At 47.0% G+C, this 11781-nt stretch carries 11 protein-coding genes and 1 other annotated feature; of the genes, 7 read left to right on the top strand and 4 right to left on the bottom strand.

Translation table 11 applies throughout. The features are described 5' to 3' along the window. Nucleotides 1–60 precede the first annotated feature (60 nt). Nucleotides 61–348, top strand: a complete 288-nt coding sequence (locus GON22_RS01130; RefSeq protein ID WP_160394285.1) for a stage VI sporulation protein F — start codon at nt 61–63, stop codon at nt 346–348. 130 nt (nt 349–478) lie between these two features. On the opposite strand, the gene GON22_RS01125 is transcribed toward GON22_RS01130, so the two are convergent. Next, nucleotides 479–982, bottom strand: coding sequence for a GyrI-like domain-containing protein (locus GON22_RS01125; protein ID WP_160394284.1), 504 nt, complete (start codon nt 980–982; stop codon nt 479–481). Between the two features lie 177 nt (nt 983–1159). After that, on the bottom strand, nt 1160–1843 hold the full coding sequence (locus GON22_RS01120) for an SOS response-associated peptidase (protein WP_160394283.1): 684 nt from the start codon (nt 1841–1843) through the stop codon (nt 1160–1162). A 102-nt stretch (nt 1844–1945) separates the two neighbouring features. Here GON22_RS01120 and GON22_RS01115 point away from each other — a divergent pair, with 102 nt between their 5' ends. From GON22_RS01115 to GON22_RS01100, 4 genes are all read left to right on the top strand, one after another. Next, nucleotides 1946–2173, top strand: a complete 228-nt coding sequence (locus tag GON22_RS01115) for a hypothetical protein (protein ID WP_160394282.1) — start codon at nt 1946–1948, stop codon at nt 2171–2173. Continuing rightward, nucleotides 2070–3626 carry a DUF2515 domain-containing protein gene (locus GON22_RS01110; protein ID WP_202113014.1) on the top strand — a complete coding sequence of 519 codons (1557 nt, stop codon included), beginning with the start codon at nt 2070–2072 and terminating at the stop codon, nt 3624–3626. The genes GON22_RS01115 and GON22_RS01110 overlap by 104 nt, the downstream gene beginning before the upstream one ends. Nucleotides 3627–3663: 37 nt before the next feature. After that, nucleotides 3664–3893: a binding site (T-box leader), on the top strand. 70 nt (nt 3894–3963) lie between these two features. Further along, entirely contained in the window at nt 3964–5253 is a 1290-nt protein-coding gene (gene tyrS / locus GON22_RS01105) for a tyrosine--tRNA ligase (protein ID WP_160394281.1), read from the top strand. A gap of 394 nt (nt 5254–5647) precedes the next feature. Next, nucleotides 5648–6118: a DUF4871 domain-containing protein gene (locus GON22_RS01100; protein WP_160394280.1), complete on the top strand. Its 471-nt coding sequence runs from the start codon at nt 5648–5650 to the stop codon at nt 6116–6118. 160 nt (nt 6119–6278) lie between these two features. On the opposite strand, the gene GON22_RS01095 is transcribed toward GON22_RS01100, so the two are convergent. Both GON22_RS01095 and GON22_RS01090 read right to left on the bottom strand, forming a co-directional pair. After that, nucleotides 6279–7811, bottom strand: coding sequence for a UvrD-helicase domain-containing protein (locus GON22_RS01095; protein WP_160394279.1), 1533 nt, complete (start codon nt 7809–7811; stop codon nt 6279–6281). Then, nucleotides 7792–9555 (bottom strand): ATP-dependent nuclease, encoded by a 1764-nt coding sequence (locus tag GON22_RS01090; RefSeq protein ID WP_160394278.1) that lies wholly within the window; start codon nt 9553–9555, stop codon nt 7792–7794. The genes GON22_RS01095 and GON22_RS01090 overlap by 20 nt, the downstream gene beginning before the upstream one ends. Nucleotides 9556–10170: 615 nt before the next feature. Here GON22_RS01090 and GON22_RS01085 point away from each other — a divergent pair. Both GON22_RS01085 and GON22_RS01080 read left to right on the top strand, forming a co-directional pair. After that, nucleotides 10171–11415 (top strand): DNA polymerase IV, encoded by a 1245-nt coding sequence (locus GON22_RS01085; protein WP_160394382.1) that lies wholly within the window; start codon nt 10171–10173, stop codon nt 11413–11415. Further along, entirely contained in the window at nt 11412–11750 is a 339-nt protein-coding gene (locus GON22_RS01080; protein ID WP_160394277.1) for a YolD-like family protein, read from the top strand. The genes GON22_RS01085 and GON22_RS01080 overlap by 4 nt, the downstream gene beginning before the upstream one ends. The last annotated feature ends 31 nt before the right edge of the window (nt 11751–11781 follow it).

Raw genomic sequence — 11781 nt, 5'->3', positions numbered from 1 at the left:
GTATAAGCGATTGCCAGTCTCGGCGGGCGGACGCAGCGCTGCCGGATGGAGGTGCCTTCGATGAGCTATCAAAAATACGGAATCCGGCCAGATCTCGTGGAACGGGTGAAGTACAAAATGAAAAATCCGGTCGTCAAGGACCGGATGAAGCAGATGTTAAGCACAGTAACGAAGTATGATCTGCAGGATCGCATGAAGGTGCGCAAGCTGGTAAAGTCTGCATCAGCCGCTTTATCAGAGAAACTGACAGAGACGCAAGAGGAGCAAATTATCGCATTCATTATCGGCCAAAAAATCGATCCAAACAATACGTTTCATCTGTTAAAGCTGTGGGCGACATTCCGGTAGTTGGACCGGACTGGCCTGCGCAGCGATTGCAGACACCAAAGGCGGTCCGCTAAGGGGCCGCCTTTGGTGTTCCTATAGGGCCACGATGTGCCAGTTATGTGTTTATGAAGAGCTGTGGCTGTATGATGAGTTAAGCGGGAAGCTCAACAGGAAACCAAATCTCGAATATGGAGTTGACATCGGTGCGATTCGTGTAGCGTTCGTCATATAATTCGAACTCTGGGCGAGTGTGTGCATAGCGGTAGTTCGATGAAGGCAGCCATGTGCCGTGAAAATAGTCGAAAATGGAGTGGATGCCATCGATTGGGCCTTGATAGGTGACAACGGCGTACTGTCCGCCAGGCATAGCTCTTGTTTCTAGATCGTCGGGCACTTCGGCAAGGGCAGTCGAGCTAACAGCAGCCATGTAATCGAACGGGTCGCCTGGCCGGGCGCCAGGGGCACTGAAGCAAATGCCATATCTAGCAATGGGCTTATCAGACGGGCGAACGAGCTCAGTTAGCCGTGGGGCAATCTCATCCCATAGCTGGGCGATAGGGTTGGTGGAAGCTTGTTCATCCCTTGGGGAAAATACAATCGTTCGGCCTACTGCGGCGAATGGAAACTGCGAGGCGAGATGAGTACTTAAAATCATAGTGAAAAACACGCATCCTTTCGAAAGGGGATTGTGGAAGATCACGGTTCTCGCTGATGGGGATCGTATGTTCGCAACCCCTTGAATGAGAATAATTCGTTCTAAGTGGCAAAATTCCTTCTTAATTGGAAAAAAATAAATTCGTGGCAGCTGGCGGCCCGAGGGCAGCTAAGCGGATTACCTTGCCTCCTCCAGCCGTTCGATCAGGCCAGGTGAGTCATTGCGGACGCTGCCTACAGCGGCTGACACCGGATAAGCTTCCATTAACGAATGTTCGAATGGCTCGAACAACGGTTGCAGCTGCTCGGGGTCACGGATGGAGCGATCGAGCCAAAGTTTCTCGTCCTTCGGATGGAGCAGCACGGGCATCCGATTATGAATCGGTTCCATTAGCTTGTTCGGGGAAGTCGTAAGGACGGTGCAGGTGCTAAGCTTGGAGCCGTCTGGCGCAATCCAAGTTTCATACAAGCCGGCCATGGCGAATGGCTCGCCGCTTCTTAAGCGGATGCGCATCGGCTGTTTGGTGCCATCGGCACGAATTTGCCATTCATAGAAGCTGTCTGCTGGAATGAGGCAGCGTTTACGGCGGATGGCTTCACGGAATGCAGGCTTGCTTGCAGCAGTTTCGGCGCGAGCGTTCAGCATTTTGGAGCCGATCTTCGGATCGTCCGCCCATGGCGGTACCAGTCCCCATTTGAGCTCGCCCAAACGGTTGGATTTGCCGTCGTTTACAACGGCCATGACGAGCTGCGTTGGCGCTATATTATACCGCGGTTGATGGTAGGGAACGGAAGTTTGCTCGATCATAAACCGCAGCATCATTTCTTCGAGCGATATCGTGAGCGTGTAGCGGCCGCACATAAGCAGCCTCCTTCCCGATAGGGTTTTATTGTTTTTATTATACATGCCGGGTACATGATGCGCATCGTTTAGCGCGCGGGCATGATGAGGATAATGAATAGCATGAGAGGGATTGTATGGGTGGAGCGTTTAGGCGAAGCGAGGCATCGGCAAAAAAGCTGCGGGGCATCTGCAGCGCCGCCCTCGCGCGCCAATACGGCTTGCGCTATAAGAGAGGAGGCTTGCGATGGCTCGAATAATGAACCGATGGCGCCCGGCCGCGGCAATGGCTTGGCGGGCGTGCACAGCCACGGCAGCCGGCGCGCTGCGGCTGCTGCGGCTCCCCGCTGAGGCCACCGCGTATGCGGCAGCTTACGCGGTGGGCAAATGGCACGCCATCGCGGCTTCGCATGCGATGGCAGCTGCCGCTTCGCCGCCGGTGCTTAACCCTGCGGCGATAGCGGCGCTGGCTGCGGCGCTGCGCAAGCTTGAGCGCGCGCCGCAGCCAGGCCCGCCCGGGAGCGCGGCGAATCAGCCGCTCCCGGCGGGCTTGTGGGACACCGAAGCGGCTGATTCGCCGCTCGGTGTCCCACAAGCTGCCATGCCCGGGGGAGGGGAACTCCCCGGGCATGGCAGCGATAGCGCCGGCATGGCCGGCGGCTGTTGGAGCGCCGCGGAGCAGGCGCTCATCGGGCGCATCCGCGAGGAGACCGCGCGGATGAACCGCAACAACGTGACGCGCACGGCCGCTTATTATGCCGTGTATGTGCGCCGGCCCGAGCTGCATTGGGCGCTGCTCGCGCATCTTGTGTCACGCAACGGCGGCTGGAACATGACGGATTTGCAAGCCGAGTGGATACCTCGGCTGCTTAGCGCGTCCAAGCGCGAAGATGTATTTGCTTTTCTTGAGCGGGCGAATGCGCTAATTTTTGGCGATGCTTACCCGCAGCTGTTGCTTTATGAGTACAGCATGAAGCATGGCCGCCCGCTGTTTCATCTGCTGCCGGCCTTTGGCGTTTCCCGCTTCATGGCGCCTGCATGGGAGCGGTTCTGGGCGAGCCGTGAAAGCGTGCTATTGACGGTTGCGCTTATCGTGAACGAGCAGCATTTTATCGAGGATCGAGTTGTACGAAATCCCTATTTCCGCAAGCGGGTCATCGATACGCTGTTTTTCAGCATGCAGTCGTTCCTGCAGCTTAATGCCGTCGTAATTCCTTATGGCAATAGCAACTGCAATAGCAATAGTGACGGCGATGGCGATGCTAATGGCAATGGTGAGGGGCCAGACGGCATTCGGCTCGCCGGGCTCATCATTGAGCGGTTTGCGAGCATAAGTGAACGCATCGAGTTCGGCAAGCGGCTGTACGCCATACTGTTCGGCGTGCCGTCCGTTTATGAGGGCGTGCGGACATTCACGCGGGAGGTGCGGCATACCGGCTCGCGGGCAGATTTTGCTCCGCAGTTATTTAGCCGGATCCGGCAAGGGCTTCCAGAGCGGCCGTACAACGCCCGCCTGCAGGGTGGCAAGCTAAAGCCCGGTGCAGAGCGGCCCTATAGCCCGGCGCTTGCAGCAGCATGGCCGGACCGGCCAGTTGCGCCGCCTGAACCGGGTGACTGGTTCAAGCGAGCGGCCGAAGTCATGCCTTATTTTGAGCGGCTGCCGCTTCCGGACACGTTCGAGCTAACGAATGAATATGGCTTCCTGCTCGACAAGCTGGAGCTTGCTGCGGAAGCGTCGCATCGTGTTGAAGGGCTGGAGAGGCTGGATGATTCGCCTATTACGCCCACATCCATCGTGGATTGACACCGCGCTGCAACAATGTTATAAAAGTATTTATACACAAGAAGCAACGAAGGGAATCAGTAGGATCTGTCACCTGGTGTTTCAGAGAGCTGGCGGTTGGTGCAAGCCGGTACACATGCAGATGCGAATTACGTCCCGGAGCGTTTTCGCCCGAACCCGCACTTTGGCGGAAGGGGAAAACGGCTGTCGACCGTTATCCGACATGGAGTGGAATATGCGAATGCGGCATGTTCAATTAGGGTGGTACCGCGATGACTCGTCCCTGTCTAATCGACAGGGGCGGGTCTTTTTTCGTTTCGTAACCATTGTTTGAAATTACTTATAAGGAGATGTTTTTATGACGCAACCTACTGCTACGAATCAATCCTTCGACCTGCTGGAGGATTTGGAATACCGCGGCTTAGTTCACCAAGTAACGCATCGCGAAGGGCTGCACGAGAAGCTGCAGAAGGAGCCGATTACGCTGTACTGCGGATTCGACCCGACGGCGGACAGCCTGCATATCGGCAGCCTGCTTCCGATTTTATGCTTGATGCGTTTCCAAAAGGCAGGCCATAATCCGATCGCTCTCGTTGGCGGCGGAACTGGACTGATCGGCGATCCGAGCGGACGCACGTCGGAGCGCTCGCTCAACACGGACGAAACCGTTGCGAACTGGACGGCAAGCTTACAGCGCCAGCTGTCTCGTTTCCTCGATTTTGATACGCAGGCTAACCCGGCGAAGCTCGTCAGCAACTACGACTGGCTGGCATCGATGAACATTATTTCGTTCCTGCGCGATGTGGGCAAATACTTCACCGTCAACTACATGCTGGCCAAAGACTCCGTAGACTCGCGCTTGGCGAACGGGATTTCGTTCACGGAATTCAGCTACATGATTATGCAAGCCTACGATTTCAGCGTGCTGCGCGAGCAGCATGACTGCGCGCTGCAAATCGGCGGCAGCGACCAATGGGGCAACATTACGGCAGGCCTTGACCTGATCGGCAAATTGGGCGGCGGCGAATCGTACGGCTTGACTATGCCGCTCGTTACGAAGAGCGATGGCAAGAAATTCGGCAAGTCCGAGTCCGGTGCGATTTGGCTGGATCCCAGCAAAACGTCGGTGTACACGTTCTACCAGTTCTGGATCAACACTGACGATAGCGACGTGATCAAATTCCTCAAATACTTCACGTTCTTAAGCCGCGAGCGCATCGCCGAGCTGGAAGCTGAGCTTCAAGCCCATCCGGAGAAGCGTGCTGCACAGCGTGAGCTGGCGCGCGAAGTGACGAAGCTCGTGCATGGCGCAGACGCGCTGGCGAGCGCAGAGAAAATTACGGAGGCGCTCTTCTCTGGCGACGTGACGCAACTGAACGAAGCGGAGCTGGTTGAAGCGCTGGAAGGCATGCCGACCGTCGTGCTGGCTGACGAAGCCGAGATCGCACTGATGGACCTGCTGATCGCTGCCAAAGCAGCGCCATCTAAGCGCCAAGCGCGCCAAGACATCGAGAGCGGTGCGGTATACATCAACGGTGAGCGAAACACAGCCATCGACGCCGTGCTGACGAAAGAGCAGCGCCTGCACAATCAATACCTTGTGCTGCGCCGCGGCAAAAAGAATTACTACCTTGTGCGTTTCGAGTAGATTTGCATAATAAACCAGGGCAATGGAGCGTTTGCTCACGTTAACCCAATAAAGGCGGCGCAGGCAATTTGAACTGCGTCGCCTTTTCTATTTTTTTAGCTTGTTGTTGCACGTGGCGGCAGCAGCATACCGTAGAACCGCAGCACCCAGATCGTAAGATTAATGAGACCTCGGCGTATCGATAGACGGGTTTGCAGAACAAAGAGGTTATTGCCATATGAATCAATTATTTGTATTATCAGGAAACATAGGTTAGAATCAATCGTGTTATTGTGAAACTGTCTGAGGTACTAGAGTCCTTCTTAGTTTTCAAAACCTATGCGAGACAGTTGATTCCCATACAGTTCCGCTATTTGAGCTTAAAGTAGAGTATGTAACGTGGAGGTGCTTTTTTATGATTAAGAGAATAGAGATTCTAATTCTTACCTTATGTCTGATTCTTGTTGGTTGCAGTGAAAATAGTGAAAAAAAGGATGCATCTCAAGAAAAGGAATTTAAAAATGGAAATGTAATTCTTTATGGCATACCGAACAAAATGGCACTATTAAATAGTGATTTTAAAGCTAATCAAGCTAATAAACATATGTGGCACATTTGGACTGATCTCAAGCCTGAAGAAATAAAAAAATTCAGAGTAGAAGCAGTTAATTTAAGTACTAATGTTAAAAGTTTCGTACTTGGTAAAACAAAAGAAGATAATTCTGTAGAATTAGTCTCTGAATACATAGGAAGTTCTGGTGGACCGAATAATGGAGCTGATATTCACATACCTTCCATCATGATGTTCCCTGAAGCAGGGAAATGGCGGTTGGAAGTATATTTAAATAATACTTTTTTTGATAGCATGTCGGTTAATGTGAAGTAACGGTTTAACCTATATCCCCTCGGGGGGGGAATCCTGATATAAGTTAATTATTGATAGCCCCCTAAAAAGGCGTTTAAATGCTCTTATAAAAATATAATGTAAGGCCAAAAAGCACTCTTCCATCTGAGAGTGCTTTTTAGTATAAATTTTGTGTATTTTCTTATTGTTTAATATACCTGAATAGTCGATCATTATCATTTTGATTTTTATCTGATGCAGTTCGAAGTACGTAATTATGGTAATCTTCGTTATCAATGAACATAATTAATTTTGACCTTGCTCTTGTGACACATACATAGTGATTCTGCATATCATCACCATTATGAATTTTATAATAGCGGGCAAAACTAATTATCTGGTCAAACTCTAGCCCTTTGGAAGCAAAGACAGTCATCACTTTATGTTTTTTGTCCAGTATTTGAAAGGCCATGTCATACTGTGGATCACAGATACTCTCACAAAACTTTGGTACCTCATCGGTACCAAGCGATATTCCTAAATAACTAGCAAGGTCATTAAGTACTCTTGTAATATGCAATTCGACTAAATTGTCTTTTTCCTTTAAGCTTTTAATGATCTTGTTAATTTCATTTCTATTTTGAGTTCTTTCATCCGCTCCTATTTTTTCGATAAAATCATAAATTGTATAGGATGAATTTTTTGAGAACATTGCCAGTTCCTTTAGAAGATGCCCATTCGGCAACCCTTCATCTATAGGTGTTCTCGGAATAAATGTAAAGTCATAACCGTTCTCATTTAATAACTTCGCCAACATGCTTGCATCATTATTTAAATTTGAAATGATTGTTATTTCTTTGTTTAAATCAATTGTGTTGTCATTAACTAGACTAGTAAATGAGTCTGCAAAATTTGTGAACTGTCTAAAGGGATATTCCTTAAATATTAAATTAGATACATTTCTATCATGGTTTTCATAATAGTTTGGATTATGGAGCAGATTTGCAAAATTTTCGATTTCTTTGTCGCACCTAAAATTAGTCACTAATTCGTAGCTGCTAAAACTCTCATTTTCTAAAAGCTCAAATATATTACTCATTGCACCTCGCCATAAATAAATTGCCTGCTTACTATCGCCAACGATAAATAGTTTTATTTTTAATTCATTCTTGAGGTACATAAAGAATGTGTGCATATCATCATCTGAATCCTGGTATTCATCAATAAAAATAGTAGCATATTTAGATCGTATATATTCTTGTGCAGCCATTGATCTCTTTATTATTTGAAGCGCAAGTTTGAATTTAAAATTTTTTTTGTTGTCTTGATAACCTCCCATTATGTTTCTCGACCTAAGTTGCTCTAAACCTTGTGAGGCAACTGTAAATTTATATTTTTTCCCGTATTCAACGGAATAATCACCGGAATATTCCGTTCCAAATGCATCTTTAATAAATGGTCTGGTTATTTCATTCTCTATAAATGAATCATTAGTCATTACTACAAAAGATTTCTTGATAATAGATTGAGCTTTCTTTTTTATTTCATCAGTGGCCTTTACTGTGAAAGTAATGGCTGCGATGGTTCTGTGGTCTGGAATTTTATTAATTTCGATGCTCATTTTCTGTACCATAATGGTGGTTTTACCGGAACCTGCACTTGCTGAAACCAGAATGCTTTCGTTATCTTCTAAGATATTATCTCTAGCTTCTTGGTCAACTAACTTCAATCTCATCCGACACCAACTTTCTCAATACTTTAAATAAATTATGATCGAAAATACTTATACAGTCCTCTTTGGTCAATTGGTTTGTTAATTCAATCATATTCAGTAATTTATGTTCCTGTAGGTACTTAATAGGATTTGAACCTAATAGGGTTATCATAGTTTCACCAATTGCTTCGAAGAGATCATGCTCTAAATCTATTTCTGATAAGAAGATATTATTATTTTTTAACAAACAGATCTGGGTTTCATACTGTTGATAAAGTTCCTTCTTTTTGTTCTTAATCATCTGTTGCTTAAAGGATTTCTTATAAGTTTTAGTTCCTTCGATGTGGTAATTTATTTCTATGGGTTCTAGAGAGAGTTCTCCATCACTATTTTCCAGAAGACTCAAACATCTTTGAATTCCAATAAGATCAAATTTTGTAGGGTGATCTTTTTTAGATTTCAAGTCATTATCTGTTTTAACAATTACGAAAATGTTTAATCCCCGTAATACTTTCACATATGGTTTGAATTTTATTCCGCTTACATCTAACAGAAAGCTTCCTTCTAATTCGTACGTAGGATATACTTCTCCTAATATTTTCTCAAATAATACTCTCTCTGAAGGACCCTCAACTAACAAGACCTTGTCAGCGAACAATGCTGCGGCCAAAGAACGATTAAGTTCCTTTTTTATATTTTTATACTCTTCATCAACTCGATAAATATATGATTCACAATTTGTGCTATTCTTAGAGAATACTCTTATTAAAGAGGCATTATCCATCTCGTAGAGCAATTCTGAAGAATGAGTTGATAAAAAAAAGTAACTATAAACTTTTGCATTAAACAATTGTTTTGATAACGCAATTTGCATTGATCTGTGTAGACTGTTTTCAGGTTCTTCAATTAAATATATTATTATTTTGTTTCCTTCTTGTAATTGCATTAGGTGGTTTAATAAAGAGTATGCTAGTATTTTTTTTCTTCCATCTCCGGAAGTGGGATAAATATTATCATCGTTGTCCTTTTTAATATAAGGAATCAGATTGCTGAAGTATCCGTTAATTGATAATTCAGATTTCATCTCAATATTAATTTTTTCATTTTTTAATTTCTTGTACTCCTCTGTAATAGTGGTTTGAAAGGTTTGTATTATTCCCATGCTACTTATTTTATTATTCAATAAGGAGGATAATTCTTTTATTTCATTAGATATTGCGAGATCCGGTTCATCAAGTCTTGTCTGATCAAATAGTCGATTTCGATTTTTTGAGAATGTCTTTTCTAAATCTATTGTGGGATCGACATATACTATTTTGAATAAATTATCGAGACTGCTAAAAATCCCATTTTGATTTAGTTCGACTAATTCTTCTAATTTATTTCCCCAATAAATTTTAGGAATGCCGATTTGTTCGTTTTGATCATAAGCACCAGTGATCTGAAAATAGAATTTATCTAGTTCATCACTTGATCTAGCGCCACCAACCTTAGCTATGATGTGTTTAGAATCATCATTATGTGTTCTGTCCGATAAGTCTACTTCTAAAGTGATTTTTATTATCTCATTTGTATTATTCTTATAATAGTCCGACTCCCTAAAGCCATTTTTTCTCACTTCTTTGTCCAGTAAGAATCTAAGTGCAAACATGAAATTAGTTTTGCCAACATCATTCATGCCAAATATAACGTTTTGATTTGTTAGACTAACTGCTACTTTTTCGAAGTTCCGAAAGTTTTCTATCTCTAAACTTTTGAGATTCAATTTAGTTGCTCCTTTATTTCAATATAGTCCCTTAAGGTTATAATACTTCCAAATCCTTATACTCGTATAGTGTCATTTCTTTTTTAAAATCTCTATGTTGAAAACGAATATTCGGCAATAATTCCTCTTCGAATTAGCGAGTTCTGGGGACATCCATTTATTGTAATACAGTTTATCGGGATCACCGTTAGCCATCGACCTTCCCAGATCCCATCAATGTTTCGCGTTCCTAGTCCGTGCTAACCGCCCGAGGAATTCCGACGGGGTTACGCCTACATCAGTTAAAGTTTGATTTGAGTAAACAAGCTAAGCTTATAGAAAAAATCCACGTTTTCTTATGGAGACGTGGATTTTTCTGTTTTGCATCGGCTAGCGTTTGTTGCCGTTCTTAATGACGGGATACGGTGCAATAAGCATCCCAGTAATTGGGCTGGAATAAGAACGCATGTTCTGTATATAATAAGAACATACGTTTGTATAGGGAGTTGTTAGTGATGGCAATAAGAAGAAAGCCGCCTAGAGAACGCACAGCTGGCATCACTAGCAAAGATTCGGTCAAGGGGACGTTTCGTCTGGTGAGCGCGCTTGCCAGTTGCTAAACCGAAACGGGCCATTATGCTTGCCGATTGCCAGTCTTTCTACGCGAGTGTGGAGAAGGCGCATAATCCGGCATACGCCGGGAAGCCAGTCGTCGTGGCGGGCGACCCTGAGCGGCGGTCCGGCATCGTGCTGGCGGCATGCCCGCTGGCCAAAGCTATGGGGGTGACGACAGCCCAGCGCCTTGGCGAGGCGGTTGCCAAATGCCCGGATGTGGTGATCGTACGCCCGCGAATGGCGGAGTATATTCGAATTTCGTTGCAAATTTCGGATATTTATCGCTCGTATACCGATTTGGTCGAGCCGTACAGCATCGATGAGCAGTTTCTGGACGTCACAGGCACGCTCCATTTGCACGGCGGCAGCCCTGAGGAGATGGCACGGCGCATGCAGCAGCAGGTGCTGGCGGAGACGGGCATCTACTGCCGCTTCGGCATTGCGGAGAACAAGATTTTGGCGAAAACCGCTTGCGACAATTATGCCAAAAAAAATGAATCAGGCCTGTATGTGCTGCACAAACACGGGCTGGAAGACACGCTATGGACGCTGCCGATCCATAAGCTGTTTATGTCGGGCAACCGGATGACGCATCATTTTCAGTCGATGGGGATTGAGACGATCGGCCAGCTTGCGAAGACGCCGCTGGATCGGCTGAAGCAGCTAATGCGCCGAAAATTTGGCAAAAATTCGGATATTAACGCGGAATTATACTGGCGGATCGCGAACGGGGAGGATGACAGCCCGGTCACGCCTCAGACGCATGAAGCAGCGCCTCAGTCGATTGGCCATCAGATGACGCTGCCTCGGGATTACGGCAGCCTGGAGGAAATCAAGGTGGTGCTGCTGGAGCTGACGGAGCTGGTGTGCCAGCGCTGCCGCAGCAAAGGGTTTATGGGCCAGGTCATCGCGGTCGGCTGCCAAGGCGCGGACTTTGATCGGCCTACCGGATTTTTTCGCCAGCTGAAGATGATTGACCCTACGAATGTCACGAATCAGGTATACCGCTTGGCAGTCCAACTGCTTGAACGGCATTGGGATGGCCAGCCCGTTCGCAAGGTAGGCGTTACGCTGGCGCAATTTCAAGATGGCGAGCAGTACCAGCTCGCCATGTTTGACGACCGAGAGCGTGCGATGGCGCTGGAGCGGGCGACGGATGCGTTAAAGGAGAAGTACGGGGATTCCATCATTATGCGCGCGGTTTCGGTAACCGCTGCAGGCCAAGCGCGGGATCGATCCGGCAAAATCGGAGGTCACTACAAATGAGCAAAAAACTTCAAGGAAACGGCCTATGGGAATCGAGCCGGATGATGCTGCCCGAACACAAAATTGAACTTATAAACAGCGCGAAAACGGCCAGGCTCAGGCCGCCGGTTGAGCTGGATGAGCATGAGTGGGAACGGGTTTCGCGCGCAATGGCGGAGTCGCTCCAGCTGCGCAAGCCTATTGCGCTGAGGATGTATCATGCGTATGAGGAGTCCAAGGTTATTGGCATTATCGACCGGATTGACAGCCTTCGTGGCCGTTATATGGTCGATGGCGAGTGGTTTGATATCCGGCAAATTGAAGGCGTCGAGCGCGATAGCGAGGAATGGGAATAGGCGTGAAGGGGCGAGCCTGACATGTTAAGCG

The organism is Paenibacillus sp. MMS18-CY102, from assembly GCF_009789195.1.
GTDB lineage: Bacteria > Bacillota > Bacilli > Paenibacillales > Paenibacillaceae > Paenibacillus_T.
Note: the sequence above shows the minus strand (reverse complement) of the source record. Positions and strands in the feature narration are given on the sequence as shown.